General features: G+C 63.3%; 19 protein-coding genes. 6 read left to right on the forward strand and 13 right to left on the reverse strand.

The window, feature by feature from the left end:
- The 3 genes from ABY454_RS05600 to egtB form a co-directional block, all read right to left on the reverse strand.
- Positions 1-1080, reverse strand: a 1080-nt coding sequence (locus ABY454_RS05600; RefSeq protein WP_372929199.1) for a diphosphate--fructose-6-phosphate 1-phosphotransferase, incomplete at its 3' end; no start/stop codon positions are given.
- 76 nt (positions 1081-1156) lie between these two features.
- A complete protein-coding gene (gene egtD / locus ABY454_RS05605; RefSeq protein WP_372929200.1) occupies positions 1157-2164 on the reverse strand; it encodes an L-histidine N(alpha)-methyltransferase in 1008 nt (335 codons plus the stop codon).
- Positions 2164-3453, reverse strand: coding sequence for an ergothioneine biosynthesis protein EgtB (egtB, locus tag ABY454_RS05610; protein ID WP_372929201.1), 1290 nt, complete (start codon positions 3451-3453; stop codon positions 2164-2166). The genes egtD and egtB overlap by 1 nt, the downstream gene beginning before the upstream one ends.
- Positions 3454-3580: 127 nt before the next feature.
- Here egtB and ABY454_RS05615 point away from each other — a divergent pair, with 127 nt between their 5' ends.
- Positions 3581-4060 (forward strand): MmcB family DNA repair protein, encoded by a 480-nt coding sequence (locus tag ABY454_RS05615; RefSeq protein ID WP_372929202.1) that lies wholly within the window; start codon positions 3581-3583, stop codon positions 4058-4060.
- A gap of 12 nt (positions 4061-4072) precedes the next feature.
- Here ABY454_RS05615 and ABY454_RS05620 read toward each other — a convergent pair whose 3' ends face one another.
- Together ABY454_RS05620 and ABY454_RS05625 are read right to left on the reverse strand one after the other, a co-directional pair.
- Positions 4073-4648: an ActR/PrrA/RegA family redox response regulator transcription factor gene (locus ABY454_RS05620; RefSeq protein WP_372929203.1), complete on the reverse strand. Its 576-nt coding sequence runs from the start codon at positions 4646-4648 to the stop codon at positions 4073-4075.
- Positions 4649-4856: 208 nt separating this feature from the next.
- The gene (locus ABY454_RS05625; RefSeq protein WP_372929204.1) at positions 4857-6260 is read right to left on the reverse strand and encodes an ActS/PrrB/RegB family redox-sensitive histidine kinase; all 1404 of its coding nucleotides are present in this window, start codon (positions 6258-6260) and stop codon (positions 4857-4859) included.
- A 64-nt stretch (positions 6261-6324) separates the two neighbouring features.
- Here ABY454_RS05625 and ABY454_RS05630 point away from each other — a divergent pair, with 64 nt between their 5' ends.
- From ABY454_RS05630 to ABY454_RS05650, 5 genes are all read left to right on the forward strand, one after another.
- Entirely contained in the window at positions 6325-7137 is an 813-nt protein-coding gene (locus tag ABY454_RS05630) for an ABC transporter ATP-binding protein (RefSeq protein WP_372929205.1), read from the forward strand.
- 98 nt (positions 7138-7235) lie between these two features.
- Positions 7236-7988: an ABC transporter permease gene (locus tag ABY454_RS05635; protein ID WP_372929246.1), complete on the forward strand. Its 753-nt coding sequence runs from the start codon at positions 7236-7238 to the stop codon at positions 7986-7988.
- A gap of 2 nt (positions 7989-7990) precedes the next feature.
- Positions 7991-8590, forward strand: coding sequence for an SCO family protein (locus tag ABY454_RS05640; RefSeq protein WP_372929206.1), 600 nt, complete (start codon positions 7991-7993; stop codon positions 8588-8590).
- Between the two features lie 108 nt (positions 8591-8698).
- The gene (locus tag ABY454_RS05645; protein ID WP_372929207.1) at positions 8699-9970 is read left to right on the forward strand and encodes a polyhydroxyalkanoate depolymerase; all 1272 of its coding nucleotides are present in this window, start codon (positions 8699-8701) and stop codon (positions 9968-9970) included.
- 89 nt (positions 9971-10059) lie between these two features.
- A complete protein-coding gene (locus ABY454_RS05650; RefSeq protein ID WP_372929208.1) occupies positions 10060-10902 on the forward strand; it encodes a M48 family metallopeptidase in 843 nt (280 codons plus the stop codon).
- Between the two features lie 10 nt (positions 10903-10912).
- Here the strand turns inward: ABY454_RS05650 and ABY454_RS05655 are convergent, their stop codons facing one another.
- From ABY454_RS05655 to ABY454_RS05690, 8 genes are all read right to left on the reverse strand, one after another.
- Entirely contained in the window at positions 10913-12751 is a 1839-nt protein-coding gene (locus ABY454_RS05655) for a transglycosylase domain-containing protein (RefSeq protein ID WP_372929209.1), read from the reverse strand.
- 366 nt (positions 12752-13117) lie between these two features.
- Positions 13118-15550, reverse strand: coding sequence for a DNA topoisomerase (ATP-hydrolyzing) subunit B (gene gyrB / locus ABY454_RS05660; RefSeq protein ID WP_372929210.1), 2433 nt, complete (start codon positions 15548-15550; stop codon positions 13118-13120).
- A 67-nt stretch (positions 15551-15617) separates the two neighbouring features.
- Positions 15618-16811, reverse strand: coding sequence for a DNA replication/repair protein RecF (gene recF / locus ABY454_RS05665; protein WP_372929211.1), 1194 nt, complete (start codon positions 16809-16811; stop codon positions 15618-15620).
- The gene (gene dnaN, locus ABY454_RS05670) at positions 16808-17929 is read right to left on the reverse strand and encodes a DNA polymerase III subunit beta (RefSeq protein WP_372929212.1); all 1122 of its coding nucleotides are present in this window, start codon (positions 17927-17929) and stop codon (positions 16808-16810) included. Before dnaN ends, recF begins: the two co-directional genes overlap by 4 nt.
- A 203-nt stretch (positions 17930-18132) precedes the next feature.
- Positions 18133-19584 carry a chromosomal replication initiator protein DnaA gene (dnaA, locus tag ABY454_RS05675; RefSeq protein ID WP_372929213.1) on the reverse strand — a complete coding sequence of 484 codons (1452 nt, stop codon included), beginning with the start codon at positions 19582-19584 and terminating at the stop codon, positions 18133-18135.
- 114 nt (positions 19585-19698) lie between these two features.
- Complete coding sequence (locus tag ABY454_RS05680; RefSeq protein ID WP_372929214.1) at positions 19699-20145, reverse strand: rhodanese-like domain-containing protein; 447 nt, start codon at positions 20143-20145, stop codon at positions 19699-19701.
- Between the two features lie 590 nt (positions 20146-20735).
- Positions 20736-21002 (reverse strand): 30S ribosomal protein S20, encoded by a 267-nt coding sequence (gene rpsT / locus ABY454_RS05685; RefSeq protein WP_372929215.1) that lies wholly within the window; start codon positions 21000-21002, stop codon positions 20736-20738.
- A 145-nt stretch (positions 21003-21147) separates the two neighbouring features.
- A complete protein-coding gene (locus ABY454_RS05690; RefSeq protein ID WP_372929216.1) occupies positions 21148-21447 on the reverse strand; it encodes a putative quinol monooxygenase in 300 nt (99 codons plus the stop codon).
- Positions 21448-21493 lie beyond the last annotated feature (46 nt).

A 21493-nucleotide genomic window follows, 5' to 3' on the forward strand; every position in this document is an offset into this window, starting at 1 on the left:
CGAGGTGCGCACGATGGTGATTGATGCGCCCGCATCGCCCTCAGCGGCAAGCGCTGCTGCATGCCGCCCCACGCCGCGCGCCTCGGCGGCGTCCACTGCGGAGGGATCCGTCCAGCAGCGCTGCAGATAACCGAACGTGTCAGCGCGCACGCGCGGCGGCTTGCCGCCTTCCGGCGTTAGGCCATTCTTGATGACGCCCGCAAGCCCGTCGCCGAGCGCGCCGGAGCCCGAGAGCTGCACATTGCCGTGCGCATCCACCTCGCCTGTGCCCATGAGCTGCGGACCGATCTCGTTGCCATCACCGTCGCGAATGCCTTCGCTCACCGCGATCTGGCAGCGGCCGAGCTTGGTGTAGACCGCGTCCACGTCGGCCAGGAACTCATCCATGATGAACGGCACCTCGGGAAGGTAGATGAGGTGCGGTGCAGGCCGGCTTGCGGGGTCGAGGTCCGTCTCGCGCAAGCCCCGCGCCAGTGCGGCAGACGCCGTAAGGAAGCCGGCATTGCGGCCCATGACGATGTTGATCTTGATGCCGCCAAGGCTCGCATTGTCGAGGGCATCGCCCATATGCGCGAGCGTCACGAAGCGCGCCGCGGACGGAAAGCCCGGCGTGTGGTCGTTCTCGCGCAGATCGTTGTCGATCGTTTTCGGCACGTGGAAGCAGCGCATCTCGTAGTCGGCCTCCGCCGCCTTCTCGCTGACGATGCGGCACGTATCGGCGGAATCGTTGCCGCCGATATAGAAGAAGTAGCGGATGTCGTGGTCGCGGCAGCCCTCGAGAATCTGCGCGCAGTAGATATCGTCGGGCTTATCGCGGGTGGAGCCCAGAGCCGCGGACGGGGTCCGCGCGACGGCCTCGAGCTGCTCCGCGGTGAGGCTGGTCAAATCGACCAGGCCCTTGGTTCGGCCCTTGGCGATGCCGCGCACGCCATGGCGCATGCCGAATATCTGCCGCACCTTGCCCGATGCGGCGAGGCCAGCCTGCAAGCCCTCGACGACACCAGCCAGCGATTGATTGATAACGGCTGTCGGACCACCGGATTGACCGATGACCGCGTTGCCGGCAGGAAGATCGACCACGCCCCCTCCTTGAGTGTTTGGAGGCGGCAACATGCCCTGGTGTTATCCGCCGCGCAAGGCCGGCAGAATGTTGCGGCTAAGCGCGCCGCATCAGATGCAGGCTGAACAGTTGAGCCTCGTCGGTCCACACTTTCACTGGGGTCCAGCCGGCGTCTTCGGCCAGGGTCTGGAACTCCGGCACCGAATATTTGTGTGAGTTCTCCGTGTGGATGCGCTCGCCCTTGGTGAAGGAGAAGGTCTGCCCGAGGACCTGCACATCTTGGTCGGTGAGGCTCTCCAGATAGATCTCGATCCGGCCCTTGTCGGCATTGTAAAGCGCGACGTGGGCGAAGCGCGTCGTGTCGAAGTCGCCGTCGAGGTCACGGTTGATGCGCGTCAGTAGGTTCAAGCTGAACGAGGCGGTCACGCCGCCGTCGTCGTCATAGGCGGGGATCAGAATGTCGAGACTCTTCTTGAGGTCGACGCCAACGAGAAAGGCGCTGTCCGGTCCCAGAAGCTGCGCGGCATTCTCCAAAAAGCCATGCGCTTCTTCGTGGGTAAGGTTCCCGATGGTCGAGCCGGAGAAAAAGCCGAGCCTGTCACCGTGTGGCGTACCGTCAAGCGTGTGCGGTCGGGTGAAATCGCCCACCAACGGTCTCACGGTCAGCCCGTCATGCTGGGCCATGAGCCGCTTCGCAGCCTCGACGAGAAACGCTTCGGAGACGTCGATGGGGACATAGGTATCGAGATTGGTAAGAGCGTCGATCAGCAGACCGGTCTTGCGGCTCGAGCCGGAGCCGAACTCGACGAGAACGCGAACATCGCCCGAAAGCGCCGCGATCCCCGCGCCGTGCGCTTCCAGCAGCGCTGTCTCCGTGCGCGTCGGGTAGTACTCCTGGAGGCGAGTAATGTCCTCGAACAGCGCCGAGCCCACCGCGTCGTAGAGGAAGCGGGAGGGAATGCTGCGCGGGTGCCTGGCGAGCCCGCTCAACACAGCCTCGCCAAACTCCGCGATCTCCGTCGCGCGGCGCGCAGGTTCGGCGACAGGAGCGTCGGCCGGCAACGCCGCGGACAAGACCTGAGGGGACGACACGTCGCTCGCCACTATGCGTCCGCCGCAAGGCGCAGGCCTGTGAACTGCCAGCGCTGGTGAGGATAGAAGAAATTGCGATAGGTCCGCCGCACGTGCCCGGGCGGTGTCGCGCAGGAGCCGCCCTTGAGTGCGAACTGGTTGCACATGAACTTGCCGTTGTATTCACCGACGGCGCCGGGGGCAGCCTTGAAGCCCGGGTAAGGCAGGTAGGCGCTTGACGTCCATTCCCACACATCGCCGAACATCTGGGTTAGCCCCGTCTCGTTCGCGGCCGGCAAAGGCCGCAAGTGGTCGGCGCCGAGGTCGCGGCCCGTCACGGGCAGGCTCAACGAGGCGTGCTCCCATTCGAACTCCGACGGCAGCCGGCAACCGGCCCAACGCGCGAACGCATCCGCCTCGAAATAGCTCACATGGGTGACGGGCGCGGCCGGTTCGACGGGGCGGAAACCTAAAAGGCTCATCTGCATGTAGCCGCCATCGGCCTCCTCGAAATAGAGCGGTCCACGCCAGCCTTCGGCATTGATCGTATTCCAGCCGTCGGCGAGCCACAGCGTGTGCGTGCGATAGCCGCCGTCCTCGATGAATTGAATCCACTCCGCATTGGTGACGCAGCGATTGGCGAGCTTGAAGGGCCGGATCAACTGCTCGTGGCGCGGGCCTTCGTTGTCATAGGCGAAGCCGTCACCGTCGTGCCCGACAGTGTGCACGCCGCCGTCAAAGGCGCTGAACGCGAGCGGTGCGTGCTCGCCTGCAGAAAGGCGGGGCGCGCCTTCGCGATAAGCGGGCTTGAGCGGTTCGGCGGCGAACAGGCTCAAGATGTCGGTCAGCAGCAACTCTTGATGCTGCTGTTCGTGGTTGACGCCGAGTTCGATGAGCGCCTCAGCTTCAGCCGGCAGGCCGGTCTCGAGTAAGCGCTCAAGGCCTGCATCCACATGGGCGCGGTAATCGCGCACGGCCTGCGCCGAAGGCCGGGTCAACAACCCGCGCTTCGGGCGCGGATGCCGCGGTCCGACGGCCTCGTAATAGGAGTTGAAGCAATATTCGAACGCCTCATCGAATAGGCGGTAGCCGGGGGAAAAGCGCGGCAGCACGAACGCCTCGAAAAACCACGTGGTATGCGCAAGGTGCCATTTGGTGGGGCTTGCATCGTCCATGGCCTGGACGACTTGATCCTCGTCGCTCAATGGGCCCGCGAGCCGAAGTGACAGGCGGCGTGTCTGCATCAGGCGATCGCGGAGGGATGTTGCATGCGAAGGGGCTTCGTGCCGGGGCTCGGCGAGGAAGGCGTGACTGAGGCTCATGGTTCCTCCCGTGGGGGTTCGGGGGTCTGACTCGCAACGTGCGATTTAGCAGCTTGTTCCTATTCAGGAAACGCGCAACCATGCACAATTCCGTGACGATTGTTTGATTTTCCGGGGACGCTGTCCAGTGCTCCAGTCCGACCAAGATCCGTTGATTTCCGTGGACGGGCGCCAGTCAGAGGCGGCGGCCGCGATCCAGCGTGGCGTCTGCCGCACGTTTCGTGCACTGGGTCACGCCGTGGTCACCGAGTTGCCGCTGGCGAACGGGCGCCGCGCCGACGTCGTCGGCCTGTCGCCGTCGGGAGACGTGTTGATCGTCGAGATCAAATCGTGCCTGGTCGATTACCGCACGGACGGGAAGTGGCACGAATATCTGGATTATTGCGACCGGCTTTACTTCGGCGTTGCGTCGGATTTTCCGTGCGAGGTCATTCCCGAGGCAGCCGGTCTGATCTTGGCCGATCGCTACGGTGCGGAGCTCGTGCGCGAGCCCGCCGAGGAACGGCTCAACGCCGCGCGCCGTAAGGCCATGATGCTGAACTTCGCGCACGCTGCAGCCTTGCGCCTCCAGCACCAACTCGATCCCGGCTGCGGTTTCAAAAGCTGAAGGCGCTGAAAATTATTTCGGCGCGCGCTTGGCGAGAATACGCTGAAGCGTTCGGCGGTGCATGTTGAGCCGCCGCGCCGTCTCCGAGACGTTGCGGTTGCACAGCTCGTAGACCCGCTGAATGTGTTCCCAACGCACGCGGTCCGCCGACATAGGATTCTCCGGCGGCGGCGCCTTGTCGTTGGGCGAAGCGGTTAGCGCGTTATAGACGTCGTCGGCGTCCGCCGGCTTCGCCAGATAGTCGACCGCGCCGATCTTCACCGCGCTCACGGCAGTCGCGATGTTGCCATAGCCGGTCAGCACGACGGCGCGGGACTCGGGACGAACTTCCTTCAGCGTGGCAATCACGTCGATGCCGTTGCCATCGTCGAGTCGCATGTCCACCACGGCGAATGCCGGTGGGCGCCGCTTGAGCGAGGCCAAGCCTTCTTCGACGGACGCCGCTGCTTCGACGTCAAAGCCGCGTGCTTCCATGGCGCGTGCAAGGCGCTGGAGGAAGGCCTTGTCATCGTCGACGATCAAAAGCGTATTGTCTTCCGGTGGCATGAGCATGCCCTGTGGCGAAAAGGTGGAGACCTGGGCTTCCATTGATGAACTCCTCGTTACGTTCTCGAAGCCCAACCCTGGCGTAAGCTCCCAATTGCATTAGTGAATTTCTTTTGAGGTACAGGTAGGCGCTTTCGTGTGGGGTGGCAAGCCTTCGGCCTGCGCAACGCACCGTCAAAGTGAACGGAATCAGTTGAAATCAGGCCCATTTGGGGCTGCCGCGCATCAAGAACGGTACGAAAGCCGAAAATCACAGGATCGGCGCGGGTGTGTCCGGCTCTATGCTCGCGGCTCGCTCGAACTTCGCGCGGGGCCAGACCACGGTCACCACGGCGCCGGTCTGCGGTTCTGGACAGTTGGCAAGCTCTAGGCGTGCGCCCGACCGCTCGAGCAACGTCTTGGCGATGAAGAAGCCGAGGCCCATGCCAATATGCTCGTCCGGCTCTTCGTCTCCCCAGCTCTTACCGGGCCGCGTCGTGACGAAGGGCTCGCCAAGCTGCTCGAGAACGTTGGGCGGAAAGCCCTCGCCGTCGTCGGCGATAACGATGCGCACCTCGTCCGTCGACCAATCCGCCTCGACATCGACCTTGGTCGCGGCGAAGTCGACCGCATTCTCCACGAGATTGCCGAGACCGTAGATGACGCCGGGATTGCGTTGCGTGACAGGCTCGAGCGCCGCAGGTGCGCCCGGCTCGGTGCCGGGCACCGGTCTGGCCGTAATCTCGATGGGGACCGCCATGAGCCTGTGCGGCTCGACCACCTCGTCGATCAAGTGGCTGACGGGCAAGCGCGAGACGATGATGTCGAGTTGCTCGCCGTGCTCGGCAAGTTCCTTCAAGATCTGGCGGCAGCGCTCGGCTTGCGCACGGAGCAAGGTCAGGTCGTCGAAGTGAGGATCGTCCCCTTTTGTGTCGTGCAGGAGCTCCTTGGTCACCACGGCAATCGTGGCCAGGGGCGTGCCGAGCCCATGCGCCGCCGCCGCAGCCAAGCCGTCCAGCGCGGAAAGCTTCTGTTCACGCGCGAGCACCATCTCGGCGGCTGCCAAGGCCTCGGCCATGCGCCGGCCCTCTTCGGCCGTGCGCCAGGAGTAGAGCCCGATAAACAGAATGCCGGCGACCACTGCCGCCCAGACCCCAAAGACGTACATGAGCGGAAGGGCAAGGCTCTCGCCGCCGAACCAGGGAAGCGGGTAGTGGTACTTGGTCAGTACGCTCGCCGCGATAATGGTGAGGATGCCCAGCGCCACCGTGATCCGTATCGGCAAGGTCGAAGCGGATACCGTGACGGGTGCGATGAGCAGGAAGGCAAAGGGGTTCGCCAGGCCGCCCGTGAGATACAGAAGCGCGGCAAGCTGGAGAACGTCATAGCCCAGCATGAGGGAGGCGTGGTTGCTTTTCAGCCGGTGGCTCGACGGGTAGCGGATGCGTAACGCCACATTGAGCCAGGCCGACGCTGCGATGACCGCGAAGCACCAACCGATCGGCACGTTGAGGCCGAGCACCCAGTAGGCAAAGATCACCGTCAGGCTCTGACCGAGCACGGCGAGCCAGCGCAGACGCACGATCGTATGCAAGCGCAACCGGCTGTCGACAGCGCGCAACCATTCCGGTCCGCCGCCAGCGTCGGCGGTTTGACTATTGTCGAGTGCAGCCATAGGTGAACCTTAGCATGTGGCGGGAAATCATAATTCCGACAAAGCAGGCGCGCAGTGCAAAGAAATGAACGAGACGGCCCGAAATCTCTCGAAAGATAGTGTTGAGGTGGGCGCGAACGTGCCCCTCCCCGTCGCCGTACGCGATCTCACCAAACGCTATGGCACGGTTATGGCCGTCAATCACATTAGTTTTACCGTCGAGCCCGGGGCCACTGTCGCACTGCTCGGCGGCAACGGCGCCGGCAAGACCACAACCATCGCCATGTTGCTGGGGCTCATCAAGCCGACGGCGGGCGAGGTGCGTGTGTTCGGCGCGGACATGGCCCGCGACCGCTACAGCGTGGCGCAGCGCATGAACTTCCAAAGTCCTTATGTGGATCTTCCGGCCCGGCTGACCGTGAAGCAGAACCTCACGGTCTATGCCGAACTCTACGGGATCGCCAACGCCGGCGAGCGGATCGGCTATGTCGCTGAACATCTGCAGATCGAGGATCTACTCGGCCGGCAGACCGGAAAGCTCTCTGCCGGACAGAAGACGCGCGTCGGACTTGCCAAGGCATTACTCAATGCGCCTGAGCTTTTGCTGCTCGATGAGCCCACTGCCTCGCTTGATCCCGACACGGCAGACTGGGTCCGGCGCAAGCTGAAGAGCTATGCGCGGGAACGCAAAGCGACACTGCTGCTCGCCTCGCACAACATGGCCGAAGTCGAGCGGCTCGCGGACCGCGTGATCTTGCTTCAGGCCGGGCGCATCATCGAAGACGAGACGCCGCAGGCGCTCATCGAAGCCCATGGCCGGCAGACATTGGAAGACGTATTCCTCGATGTCGTACGTGGCCGCAATGCGCAGGCGGTGCCCGAGAGTCTGGCGTCGTGAGCGTCCCCAGTGTCATAGATGCGACCGAGCCGGTTCTTCTGCCGCCGCGCGGCGCACGCGCATCGCTACGGCGCATCGCCGGGCTTGTCCGCCGCTACATGTATCTGTTGCGCAGTTCCGGCGTCCGCATCGTGGAGCTGATCTACTGGCCGTTCCTCCAGATGCTCTCATGGGGCTTCTTGCAGAAATATCTGGCGAGCACGGAGAACCCCTACGCGCAAGCCGCCGGTGTGCTGATCGGCTCGGTCTTGCTGTGGGACATTCTGTTCCGCTCGAAGATCGGCTTCTCCACGACCTTCATCGAAGAGATGTGGTCGCGCAATTTGGGGAATTTGCTGATAAGCCCGTTGCGGCCGTTCGAGCTGGTCGCCGCGCTTTCCGTGTGGAGCATCATCCGGCTCTCCGTCGGCATGGTACCGGTTTCCATCGCCGCATTTCTCTTCTTCGGGTTCAACCTGCTCGATCTCGGCCTGGCGCTCGCGGCGTTCTTTTTCGTACTGGTGCTGACGAGCTGGTCGCTCGGGCTCATCGCCGCCGGCGTCATTTTGCGCTATGGGCTTGGCGCGGAGGAACTGGCCTGGTCGCTGGCATTCCTGTTGCTGCCACTGTGTTGCGTCTACTATCCCGTCTCGATTCTGCCTGACTGGCTTCAGCCGGTCGCCTTGGCGCTTCCGCCGACCCATGTTTTTGAGGGCATGCGCTCAATTCTGCTGCACGGCACGTTCGATCCGGCGGATCTGTGGTGGGCGCTTGGCCTGAACGCGATCTATCTCGTGGCGGGCTACGCCACGTTCAGCTGGTTTCTCAGTAGCGCCCGCGAGAACGGCACGCTGCTTCAGCTTGGGGAGTAAGCATGCGACGGCCTTTGCTTCTGGTGATCCTTGGCGGCTTCGTCATTGGCGCATTGCTCGGCGCCGTGATGCTGCTCAACACCGATGCGCAACGGACGCGGGTGGTGACGAGCGGCAAGGCGCTTATCGGCGGACCATTCGAACTCGCCGGCAAGGACGGCAAGACGGTCACCGACAAGGATTTCCGCGGCCGCTATATGCTGGTGTTCTTCGGCTTCACGCACTGCCCGGACATTTGCCCGGCCGAGCTGCAAGTCATGTCGGCGGCGCTGGAGGATCTCGGGGCGGACGCAGACAAGGTTGTCCCCATTTTCATCACGCTCGATCCGGAGCGCGACACGCCCGAGGCTGTCACGGCCTATGTGCAAAATTTCGGCACGAACTTTGTCGGACTCACCGGCTCGCCCGAGGCGATCGAGAAGGCCGCGAAGGCCTACCGCGTGACCTACCAGAAGTTCCAAGACGAAAGCATGGGCGAAGATTACAGCATCGACCACTCCGCGCTCGTTTACCTCATGGGTCCGGACGGCGCGTTCGTCACGCACATTCCTTATGGGACGCCGCCTAAAAAAATGGCGGAAACCTTGCGCCGCTACCTATAGCCGCGCGGCGCATGTCCCCTGCGGCCATCTGTCATTGCACTGCAGCAAAAATTCGCCACCTGATTCCGCGATGCAGCATTAGACTGTTGATGAGTCGGAGGGACGATCATGCTGTACCACCTCTACGAGCTGAATCAGGCTGCGCTGCATCCGGCGCGCGCCACGGCGGAAGCCTATCGTTTGATGTGGCGCAATCCGCTGAACCCGGCCTCGCGGACAGCGCTTGGCCGCGGTGCCGCGGCCGCGCTCGAACTGTTCGAGCGTTCGACGCGCCGCTACCGAAAGCCCGCCTGGGGGATAGACACGGTCGAGGTTGACGGGCGGGAGGTGGGCGTCGTGCTGCGCACCGTCCTGTCGAAGCCGTTCTGCAATCTCGTGCACTTCGAGCGGGACCTGATGGGTTCGCGCCGGCGAAAAGATCCGAAAGTCCTCGTGGTGGCGCCTATGGCGGGTCACTTCGCGACGCTTCTGCGCGGCACAGTTCGCGATCTCCTCCCCGATCACGACGTCTATGTCACCGAATGGCAGGACGCGCGCTTCGTGCCGCGCGCCGCAGGGGCCTTCGACCTCGACGTCTACATCGACTACATCACGGAGTTTCTGAGAGCCTTCGAGGGCGACGTGCACATCATGGCGGTCTGTCAGCCGACCGTTCCGGTGTTCGCCGCCGTGTCGCTGATGGAGGCGCAGAAGGACCGCGCCGTGCCCCGCTCCATGACCCTCATGGCCGGTCCCATCGATGCGCGGCAGAGCCCGACAGCCGTCAATCGCTTCGCCGACGGTAAGCCGCTGAGCTGGTTCCGCCAACACGTCATCACCCAGGTGCCCTGGCCGTATCCCGGCATGATGCGGCTCGTCTATCCGGGCTTCTTCCAGCTCTCCGGCTTCATGGGCATGAATATCGACCGGCACCTGACCGCCCACCGGGATCTGTTCCATAACCTGATCCGCGGCGACGGCGATTCCGCCGACAAGCACCGTGAGTTCTACGACGAGTTTCTCGCGGTCATGGACCTCACGGCCGAGTATTACCTTCAGACCATCGAGACGGTGTTCCTCGACTACAAGCTGCCCAAGGGCGAAATGCGCCATCGGGGCACGCCCGTGGACCCCTCGAAAGTCAAGCGGGTCGCGCTCATGACGGTCGAGGGCGAGAAGGACGATATTTCCGGGATCGGCCAGACTGAGGCTGCCCAAACATTGTGCAGCAAACTCTCAGACGGTCTCCGCGCCCACCATTTGCAGCCTGGCGTCGGCCACTACGGCGTTTTTAATGGTTCGCGCTTCCGGTCGGATATTTTGCCGGAAATCCGTCGTTTTATCCGGGCTCACCAGCGCCGCAAAAGCGCTCTGGGACGGGCCTTGAGCCGCGTTGCCTAAACCACAGGCGAGCGTTTTTGCGAGCCCCTGTGCTACGCTGAAGGCGCAGATTCGGGTAGCCCTCAAGGTGTGGCGTATGGGAGACGGGGATGCTGAAGCGGCTCAATCTCGGGCGGGGTGAGACGATCGAGGTCAAAATTCAGGGCTTGGAAATTCCGATGCTGCTGCGGCGCAGCACGCGGGCCAGGCGGTTCAGCCTTCAAGTCAGCGAGGCACGGCGCGGCGCGGTCCTGACCATGCCGGCCTATTCCAGCTTCGCCGATGCCGACGAATTCCTGTCACGCCATTTGGACTGGCTCAAGGAGCGGGTCGCCGACCTGCCCGAGCCAGTGCCGTTCACCGACGGCGCCGTCATTCCCTTGCGCGGGCTCGCCCACCTCTTGCGTTTCGCCGGCCCCGTGCGCCGCCGTGGCGTAGTCTGGGTCGAGGACCCGGAGGACGCAATGATCGCGCCCGCATGGCCAGTCGGCGCGCGCGTCGCCAAAGAGCGCCTGCCGCGCCTGCATATCTCCGGAGAGGACGAACACGCGCCCCGCCGGCTGCTGGACTGGCTGAGGCGCCAGGCCCATTTGGATCTGAAGCTGCGAGTGGACATTCATGCCAGGCGCCTGAACCTGCAGCCGAAGCGTATCTTCGTGCGCGATCAGACGACGCGCTGGGGATCATGCTCTACGACCGGCGCGCTGTCCTTCTCGTGGCGGCTCGTCCTGGCGCCGCCCTTCGTGCTCGACTATCTCGCCGCGCACGAGGTTGCCCATCTCGCCCACATGAATCATGGGCCGCGCTTTTGGGCGGTTGTCGCGCGCACCATGCCGCGGCACGAGGAGGCGCGGGACTGGCTGGGCAAATACGGCTCCAACCTCCATGCTTACGGGGCGGAGGCCATGCCGCATCATTCGCAAGGCACCTCGCCTGCGGACAGCATCGAATAGCAGAAGAGTTCTACCCGCCGCCGAAGAAGCCAAAGACGCGTTGGTAGAAGGGACGCTCCGTCGCGTCGTCGCGGGCTTTGGCCGTTTGCGATGGCCACGGCAGCCGCACCGCGATGGTCTCCTCACGCGGCCGCCGGCTGTGTGCACCCGGGAGCGGTAAGGGCCGCTTGTCCTCATGTGCAGAGAGCATGATGTCGTGCCATAGCGAGGCGGGCAGTGTGCCGCCGGTGACCTTCTTCATGTGCTTGCCGTTGTCGTTTCCGACCCACACGCCCGCCACGTAATGCGCCGTGTAGCCGACGAACCAGGCATCCCGTGAATTCTGGGTGGTGCCGGTCTTGCCCCCGGCCATGTGTTTGGGGATGGCTGCGCGCTTGCCGGTCCCGCGCACCAGCGCGGTGTTGAGCATGTCGTTCATGGCGCCGACGTTGTGGAGCGCAACCACTTGTCCTGTAACGGATTTCCGGCGCTTGTAGAGTGTCTTGCCCTCGCCGTTGCGGATGCGTGTGATAACATGCGGCAGAACGCGTTTCCCGCCATTGGCAAACGGGGCGTATGCGCCGGCGAGTTCCAGCAGTGTCACCTCCGCCGTGCCGAGGGCGATGGATGGCTGCGTATGAAGTTTTGAATTGACGCCGAGACGCCGCGCCGTGTGGGCCACACGCTCTGGCCCGACCGCGGAGGTCAGCTTGACGGCGACCGTGTTGAGCGAGTGCGCCATGCTGTAGCGCAACGTGACCTTGCCCTTGTACTTGTTCGTGTAGTTCTTCGGCTGCCAGCCACGGATATTGACCGGACCGTCATAGGCGACCGAGTCTGGCGTGTAGCCGCTTTCCAGCGCCGCGAGATAGACGAAGGGCTTGAAGGCAGAGCCCGGCTGGCGCAGGGCTTTCAGAGCGCGGTCGTAAGGGCTTGCTTTGTAGGACCGGCCGCCGACCAGCGCCATTACCGCGCCCGATGCGGGGTCGAGGATGACCACGGCGCCTTGGCCGGCTTTCACTTTACGTCCTTCGGTGTCGAGCAGCTTGCGCAGGCGTTCCTGCGCGGCGCGTTGCAGATGCGCGTCGACCGTCGTGTTTACGACAAGTGCGCCGTCGTTCTCGCCGACATATTCGGGCAGCAGCTCCGCCACCCAGTCGACAGCGTAAGGGAAGCCCGTATCATCGCCTTTGGCGCGAAGCTTCAGAGGCTGCGCGGCGACTTTGCGGGCCGTCGCCTCTGTGATGAATCCCGCCTCGACCATGTTGTCGAGCACGACCTGGGCACGCGTGCTCGCCGCACGCACACTGCGGGTCGGTGCGTAGCGTGAGGGCGCCTTGAGAAGGCCAGCCAGCATCGCCGACTGCGCCAGCGAAACGTCACGTGCAGAGCGGCCGAAATAATGCCGGGCCGCGGCCTCCACGCCGTAAGTACCGCCGCCGAAATAGACGCGGTTCAGGTAAAGCTCGAGGATCTCGTCCTTGGAGAAGCGCTGCTCCAGCCACACCGCGTAGATGAGTTCCTCCAACTTGCGCGTGATCGTGCGGTCCGGCTTGAGGAACAGGTTCTTGGCAAGCTGCTGGGTGATGGTGGAGCCACCCTGGACGACGGTGCCCGCGGTGAAATTTCGGTAGCTGGCGCGCGCGAGGCCAACCGGGTCGATGCCGAGATGATGGTAGAAGCGGCGGTCCTCCGTCGCCATCACCGCCTTGATGAGGTGATCGGGAAGCACGTCCACGCGGATATGCCCGCGGCGCAAACCCCGCTCTGCCAAAACGGTGCCGTCGGCGGCCAGAACCGTAACGTTGGGCGGACGGTCGTCGAGGGTGGCGAGCAGGGGATCGGGGACCTGGGAAATGAAATAGACCACCGCTCCGCCGAGCGCGATGGTGCCCCAGATCGCAGCTAAAAGGCTGAAGCGGAGGGCTTTGAAGAGGTAAGGATGCGCCCGGGCGGTGCGTCTTAGGCGGGCAAAGCGGCCCTTGGGACGCCGGCTGGAAGGGCGCCGCTTCGATGGTGGCCGGCGCCGCGTGGGTCCACGCGAGCCCGCCGGTTTGCTGCTCCTGCCTTGGGGTTTGGCCTTTCGCCGCACGCCGCTCATCTCAACTCAACGCCTCAACTGAACTCGAAGGTGAGCCTCGCCACCAAAAATGGTGAATCGCAAGGCTCTTCGCGCGGAAACCTTAAGGGGCCCGCCTTGCCACAGCGTTAAGGAATGGAGGCGTAGGAGGCGCCGCTAAACGTCCAGATTGGCAACTTCCAGGGCGTTTTCCTGGATGAACTCGCGCCTGGGCTCGACCACGTCGCCCATCAGCCGCGAGAAGATGTCGTCGGCGTCCTCACCCTCCCGGATCTTCACCTGGAGGATGGTGCGCGTATCGACGTCGAGCGTCGTCTCGAAGAGCTGGTCGGCGTTCATTTCGCCAAGGCCCTTATAGCGCTGGAGCGTAAGGCCCTTGCGTCCGGTCTCCATCACCGCATCGAGCAGTTCCGAGGGCCCGTGGACTTCCAGGCTCGTGTCTTTTCGCTTGAGGGTGGCCGGCTTGGCGTAGACCTCTTGCAGGTGCGGGGCGTACTGATCGAGCTTCAGTGCATCGGCGGAGGCGATGAACGGCCCGTCGATCAGATGAGACTCCATCACGCCGCGCAGCTCGCGCCAGAAGCGAAGTCCGCCTTCGGGCAGCGCTTCGCCGTGCCAGCCGCGCTCGGTCTCTTCCGACAGCGAGTCGAGCCGCTTGGCGATATAGGCCGCCGCGGCCTGCGCCTGCTTCGTGTCCTTCAGCACGTCCGGACTGAGGGCACCCGCGATGGCCGCTTGCTCGATGACGAAACGCGGATAGCGGCTATGCAGCCCACGCAGGATGCCCGTAACGAGCCGCGCCTGCTCCACGATGTCGCGCAAGTCCCCGCCGCCGCGCGCGGCGTCCTCGCCGGTCGTCAGCACGGTGTCCTGAAGCCCCTCGCCGATGAGGTAGTCCTCAAGACCATCTTCGTTCTTGAGATAGCGCTCATGGTTCCCGCGCTTCACCTTGTAGAGCGGCGGTTGGGCGATATAGAGGTGGCCCGCCTCGATGATCGACGGCATCTGCCGGTAGAAGAAGGTGAGCAACAGCGTACGGATGTGCGAGCCGTCGACATCGGCGTCCGTCATGATGATGATCTTGTGATAGCGCAGCTTCGCTAGGTCGAACTCATCGCCGATACTTGTGCCAAGCGCGGTGATGAGCGTACCGATCTCCGCGCTCGACAGCATTTTGTCGATGCGCGCGCGCTCCACGTTGAGGATCTTGCCGCGCAAGGGCAGTACCGCCTGGAACGCGCGTTCGCGCGCCTGCTTGGCGCTGCCGCCGGCGCTGTCGCCCTCGACCAGGAAGATCTCGGACTTGGCCGGATCGCGCTCCTGACAGTCGGCAAGCTTGCCGGGCAGCGAGGCCACGTCCAGCGCGCCCTTGCGCCGCGTGAGTTCGCGGGCCTTGCGCGCCGCTTCGCGCGCGGCCGCCGCTTCCACGATCTTCTGCACGATATTGCGTGCCTCGCCCGGGTTCTCCTCGAACCATTGGGAGAGCCGCTCGGCCACCACGCTCTCGACCACCGGGCGCACTTCCGAGGAGACGAGCTTGTCCTTGGTCTGGCTGGAGAATTTCGGATCGGGCACCTTCACCGAAAGCACGCAAGTGAGTCCCTCGCGCGCATCGTCGCCCGTGAGCGCCACCTTCTCTTTTTTGGCGATGCCGGACGCCGCGGCGTAAGTGTTCACCGTGCGGGTCAGCGCCGCGCGGAAGCCGGCCAAATGCGTGCCGCCATCCCGCTGCGGGATGTTGTTGGTGAAGCACAAGACGTTCTCGTGGTAGCTGTCGTTCCACCACAAGGCCGCTTCCACCGTGATGCGGCTTTGCGTCTTCTCCACGACAACCGGCTCGTTGATGAGCGGATGTTTGGTGCGGTCGAGGAACTGCACGAAGGCGCGTAAACCCCCTTCGTAGTGCATCTCCTCGGTCTTGGGTTCGACGCCGCGCAAGTCCGACAGGATAATGCGTACGCCGGAGTTCAGGAACGCGAGCTCGCGCAAGCGATGCTCCAATGTCGCGTAATCGAAGTCGACCATGGTGAAGGTGTTCGTGCTCGGCACGAAAGTGATGCGTGTGCCGGTCCGCCCTTGCGAGTCGCGCATGGGCTTCAGCGGCACCTCGGGCACGCCGTCGGCAAAGCGCATCGTGTGCTCTTTGCCGTCGCGCCAAATGGTGAGTTCCAGCATGCTCGACAGCGCGTTCACCACCGACACGCCCACGCCGTGCAGTCCGCCGGAGACCTTGTAGGAGTTCTGGTCGAACTTTCCGCCGGCGTGGAGCTGCGTCATGATCACTTCGGCCGCGGACACGCCTTCGCCCTTGTGGATCTCGGTGGGAATACCGCGGCCGTTGTCTTCCACGGTCACCGAGCCGTCGGCGTTGAGCATGACGTTGATCTCGTCGCAATAGCCGGCGAGCGACTCGTCGATGGCGTTGTCGACCACCTCGTAGACCATGTGGTGCAGGCCGGAGCCGTCGTCGGTGTCGCCGATATACATGCCCGGCCGCTTGCGCACGGCGTCGAGGCCTTTCAGCACTTTGATCGACTCTGCGCCGTAGTCTGCGGCAGCTTCAGCTTTGCGTTTGGCAGCTGGTGTCATGGTGTCCTGAGGTGTTCTTGAAGGTCGCAGTAATGGGTCTTTTTGGGAGGCCCGAGAGGCCCCTGATTCAGGCTTCGATATTACCCTGATTCACAGCAAAGATTTGGGCGTCTTGGGCGATCGGCGAAAAAAGCTCCTTATCCGTTCCGGTCATCCAGGCCTGCACTCCGAGCCGCAAAATCTCGCCAAAAAGGGCTTCCCTGCGGGCCGCATCGAGATGGGCCGCGACCTCGTCCAGGAGGATAAGGGGGGCGTTGCCTTCGAGCGACTTGATGAGCTCGGCCTTGGCGAGGATGAGACCCAGCAGAAGGGCCTTTTGCTCGCCGGAGGAGCACTGGGCGGCGGGCGCGTTCTTAGGCCCGTGAACCACTAATAGGTCGCTTCTGTGCGGACCTTCAAGGGTCCGCGACGCCGCACGGTCCCGCTCCCGGCCGTCCTCCAGCAGGATGCGAAAGACGTCCTCAACCTCCGTTGCGGGCCGCTCGGTCAGCTCCGATTCCAGCGTGCCGTGAAGCGCCAGCACCGCGTGCGGGAAGGGGCCTTCGCCCTGGGCTTCTCGTGTCTCCTCGATCAGGCCGGTGAGCCGCTCCACGGCGTCGTACCGCGCGGCGGCGATGGCGACCCCGGCTTCAGCCATCTGCTCCTCCAGGCCCTCGAAGAGACTGCGCGAATGCTCCCGCATCTGGAACAGCCGGTTGCGCTGGCGCATGGCCCGTTCATAGCGGTTCAGCGGCGTGCGCATCAGCGGGTCGATGGAAAGCACGAGGCGGTCGAGAAAGCGCCGCCGTTCCGATCCGCCGCTCGTGAACAGTCCGTCCATGGCGGGGATGAGGAAGACCTGCTTCACATACTCGCCGAGGGCGCCCGCGCTATGGTCCTTGCCGTTGATGCGTACCGTGCGGCCCGTGCCCTCTTCGCGCGCACTGGCAAGCAGCCCGGTACCGATTTCTGTTTCCCCAGCCCGCGTCATCACCGTGGCGGCGATGGCAAATCCGCCGTCCCCGTCTTTGCGTGCAAGCTCGACATAGGGGCGGCCCCGCAAGCCATGGCCGGGACCCAGCAACGACACAGCCTCCAGCAGGTTGGTCTTGCCCGAGCCGTTGTCGCCGGTGAGCACCACGGGCCGCGCATCGAGATCGAGGCGCGCGCTTGCATAGTTGCGAAAGTTGGTGAGCTTCAACGTGCGGACGGAAAGCCGCGTCAGGTCAGGCTGGGACGCGTGCGCATCCTCGGGTGTGTGCTGCCGCGGCGTTGCGTTCATACCCGCATCGGCATGAGGACATAAAGCGCCGATGGATCCTTTACGTCGCACACCATGGTCGGCGATCCCGGATCGGCCAGATGAAACTCGGCCGTTTCGCCCTCCAACTGATCGGAAATGTCGAGCAGGTAGCGGGCGTTGAACCCGATCTCGAGCGGATCGTGTTCGTATTCGACAGAAAGTTTCTCAGTGGCGCTGCCGGATTCGGGATTGTTCACCGACAGGGTCAGCGTGCCGTCGGCCAGCGCGAGCTTCACAGCGCGGCCCTTGTCGCTGGACAGGGTCGACACCCGGTCCACGGCCTTCGAGAAGGTCTCGTTGTCCACCTCGAGCTGCTTGTCGTTGCCTTGCGGGATGACGCGCTCGTAGTCGGGGAAGGTGCCGTCGATCAGTTTGGAGGTCAGCACCACGCGGCCAGCGGCGATGCGGATCTTCGACGGTGACAGCTCAATGGTCACCTCGCCGTCCTCGTCCTCCACGATCTTGGAGAGCTCCTGCACGGTTTTGCGCGGCACGATCACGCCGGGCATGCCGGCAGCGCCTGATGGCAGCGGCAACTCGACTTGCGCCAGACGGTGTCCGTCCGTGGCCACGGCCCGAAGCGTAGGTTTGCCCTCGCTCTCACCCTTGGCCTCATGGAGATAGATGCCGTTCAAATAGTAGCGCGTCTCCTCGGTGGAGATGGCGAAGCGCGTCTTCTCGATCAGCCGCTTGAGATCGCCGGCCGGGACCTTGAAGGCATGGTCGAGGTCTTCCACGCTGAGCGACGGAAAATCGTCGGCGGGAAGCGTTTGTAGCGAGAACTGCGCGGGACCGCTGGTGATGACGAGACGCTCTTGCTCCGCATCGCGATTGAGCTCGATCTCGCCGTCCGGCAGCTTGCGGACGATGTCGTAGAACATATGGGCTGGCACGGTGACCGCGCCGTCGCCTTGGGCGGTGCAGGCCACCCGTTCCACGAGCTCCATGTCGAGGTCGGTCGCGGTCAGCTTCAGCTCGTTCGCGTCCGCCGTGAGCAGCACATTCGAAAGAATGGGGATGGTGTTGCGCCGTTCGACCACGCTCGCCACGTGGGCGAGCGACTTGGCCAGACCGGGCTTGTCGATGGTGAGGCGCATGGTTGGAGAATACCCCGAAAATTGGTTCGTTTTCTCGCCGAGTGTTTCCCAGCCAGAAGCATCTTTCTGCTCCGGTCCGGCCTTGGTGGAGGCCTAGGGAAAACGGGCGGAAAGCCCAGTCGAACTTGGCGCGACGCCGCGAAATTTGCAAGAGCAGGGGAGAGGCCTCAGGCCAAAGCGCAAGGCCCCTCCTGCCTTTCCCCCTAGTCGCGCAGCAGACGCTTCAACAGTTCGATCTCCTCGCGAAGCTGGTTGTCGTCGCTCATCAGCTGCTCGATCTTGCGGATCGCATGCAGCACCGTGGTGTGATCGCGGTTGCCGAACCGCCGCCCAATCTCCGGCAGAGAGCGGGAGGTCAGGAGTTTGGCGAGATACATGCCGATCTGACGCGGCCGCACGATCGAGCGGTTGCGCCGTCCAGACAGGAGATCGCCGCGGTTGACGCCGTAATGCTTCGACACCGTCCGTAGGATGTCGTCGATACGCACCCGCCGCGGCTCCGCGCCCCGCATCAGATCGCGCACGATCTGCTCGGCGATGGCGATCGTCACCGGCTCGTCGGTGAGCTGATAGCTCGCCCTAAGGCGGTGAACTGCGCCTTCGAGCTCCCGCCCGCTTTCGCTCAGGCGTTCGGCAAGGAAGGCGAGCACGGTGTCCGATACTTCCAGTCCGTTCGTCTCGGTGCAGGCCTCTTGCGCCCGCTTCTCCAGAATCTTGTGCCGCAGATCGTAGTCCATGGCCTTGATCTCGGCCACGAGCCCGCCGCCAAGCCGTGAGCGCATGCGCATGTCGAGCTTGTCGAGATGGGTCGGCGCGCGATCGGCCGCGACGACCACTTGCCGTCCGCCGTCGATCAGTGAGTTCAGCGTGTGGCAGAACTCCTGCTGGATGGTCGGGCCTTGCAGAAACTCCATGTCGTCGATCAGCAAGATGTCGATGTTGCGGAGCTTCTCCTTGAAGGCCAGTGCATCACGCGCCCGCAACGCTTGCACGAAACCGGACATGAAGCGCTCGGCCGTGAGGTAAAGCACCTCGGCCTCGGGCTTCTGCTGCGTGACCTCCCAGGCGATGGCGTGCAACAAATGGGTTTTGCCCAGGCCGACATTACCGTGCAAAAACAATGGATTGAATGAAGACTGCGGACTCGACGAAGCGTGTGCGACCTGCTGTGCCGCTGCGTGCGCCAGCTTGTTCGTGTTGCCCACGACGAAACTGGAGAAGCTGAGGCGCGGGTCGAGGGGCGAGCCTTCGAAGCCCTCATAGCCGGTGCGCAACGGCATCGGCAGGAGCGTCCGGTCGTTTGCGGCGGGCGCCGGCGCGCGCTGTACGCGTGGCGGGTCCTTGACCGGCTCGACCGCAAAATGCGGCTGCCGAACCGTGAACTCAAGGCGTTCAGCCGCGGGCCACTCGCCGCGCGAATGCCTCAAGACGGATTCGTAGTAGTGGGTGCGCAGCCAGTTCCGTAAAAAACGTGTCGCCACGGTGAGATGGACAACGCCTTCGCCCACCTCTTGGACCTCCACGCCCTTAAACCAGCTTGCGTAGACGTCCTCCCCCACTTCCCCACGTAAGCGGGCCTTTACTCTCGTCCAAGCTTCGCTTGGTGCGCACTGCTCCTCTGGCTCGTGATGAGCCCGTGCTTGTGCCTCTGCCACGGTGTTGTTCTTTCCTGTTCATTTTTTGTCGCGCCATTACGCACCGCACGCATGTTACTTGAGCAGCCAACTTGATCGACGCGGACAGCCACAACCGTCCCATTCGATCGGTCCCTAGCTTTGCTGCCAGGGAAGTCCAATCGCTTTCCAACCCAATTGGGCCCCGCGATGCCTTGCGTCGTCGAGCGGTCCCTCGAACCCCTCTGACACGTTGTGACACGCACGGTACCCAGCCGCTGCCATCGCCTTGGCCGCGGCCAAGCTCCGGCTACCCGAACGGCAAATAAAGAAGAGGTCGTCGTCTAACTGGACACCGAGCGCCGTCAACTCATTGGCAAGGCGTTCGGCAAAGCGCGGATCCACGGACTGATCGGGAAAGGTTTGCCACTCAACGAGTACAGTCCGCTTTCCCAACGGCACAAGATCGGGGATCCCTACATAGGTCCACTCCGCACGGGTGCGCACATCGACGAGTTGTGATCGAGGGGTTGCCTTGAGGCCATTCCAGGCCGTTGCCACATCAACCTCGTCGACCGGGTTTTCATCCGACTGCGCGCCCAAGATCGAGCCTCCTCCCGCAAAAGTTTGAGCACGTCTTAAGAACAGTTTCGGTGCCAACCACAATTCGTGCTGACTTCACGAAACTTACACCCGAAATACTCACAGATTACGCATAAGCATTCCACAAGATGTTCATCCCCCCTTACTGCGAAGACAAATAAAACCTATCCCAGCAAGCGCCAAGGCCAAGATACTCAATTGTAAGGAGGGGACTTCCCCGTTCGGTTAACCAGACTATACACACGGAAACCCCAGCAATCAAGCGTATGCAAGGGGCGCGAGCGACAGTATTGATCAGTAAGCGGTCCGACTACGCGCGATCCGCAAGCCTCTGTGTCGAAAGCGCGAATCGACGGAGCTAGAGGGCCGATCCCTCTGCGGACAGGGCTTTTGGAGGCAGTGCAACCTCAAATTTTTTTTTCAGAGGGAAGTTGGTGGAAAACCAATCTGTCATGTTGGCGCTGCCAATCGTCAAGCGATTGAAATAGTCGTCAAATTGACATGAAGCGCGAACGCGCGCGCAGACACGCGTGCAAACGCTGTGGCACTTAAGCAACAAATATTGCGCGTGTGATTTTGAGCGGGTCCGGCTACGCGCCCATCGCGCTGACGCGCTTGGCGAGGCGGGACACTTTGCGGGACGCGGCACGGCGGTGGAGCAGGCCCTTCTGGGCCGTCCGCGCCATGATCGGCTCGGCTTCCTTCAAGGCTGCCTGAGCGGCCTCCTTGCTGCCTGTCGCGATCGCCTCCTCCACTCTGCGGATTGAACTGCGCATGTGGCTGCGCCGAGCCTTGTTGGCTTCGGTGCGACGGGCGATCTGGCGAACGGCTTTCTTCGCCGACTTGGTATTGGCCATATTTAGGGTCCTTGAGGGCTACTTTCGGTTCGCCGTTTTGCGGCTCTCAAAAGTGCCGGAAACGCGAAATTTGAGTGCTCTATACCGAGCGCCCCCCAAAGCGTCAACTATGGCGCCGAGGCGCCCGAAGGCTCCTGGAGGGCCCTTAAGCCTCCGCCTCGCTCCATAGGGTGATGTCAGGGGGTTCGGCGAGCAGTTCCCCGGCAATCTCCCGGAAGGCGTCGATATGCGGGGAGGCGAGGTGCGCCTCGAGATCCGCCTTGGAGACCCAGTTCTCGTGGAAGACCAGAAGGCTAGGATCATCGGCGGAAACATGGAGGTCGTAATTTATGCAGCCCTTCTCCACGCGCGTCGGACCACACAGCGCCAGCAGGGTCTCGCGTAAGGCGCGCTCCTTGCCGGGCTTGGCTCGATGAAACGCAATGACTGTCACCTTCCCGCGCATCGGCGAACTCCCTTCCCAAGAGCTTGGAAGATCGTGCGGCGAAGGG

Origin of the sequence: Methyloceanibacter sp. (assembly GCF_041573655.1) — a bacterium.
In the GTDB taxonomy this organism is placed as follows: Bacteria; Pseudomonadota; Alphaproteobacteria; order Rhizobiales; family Methyloligellaceae; genus Methyloceanibacter.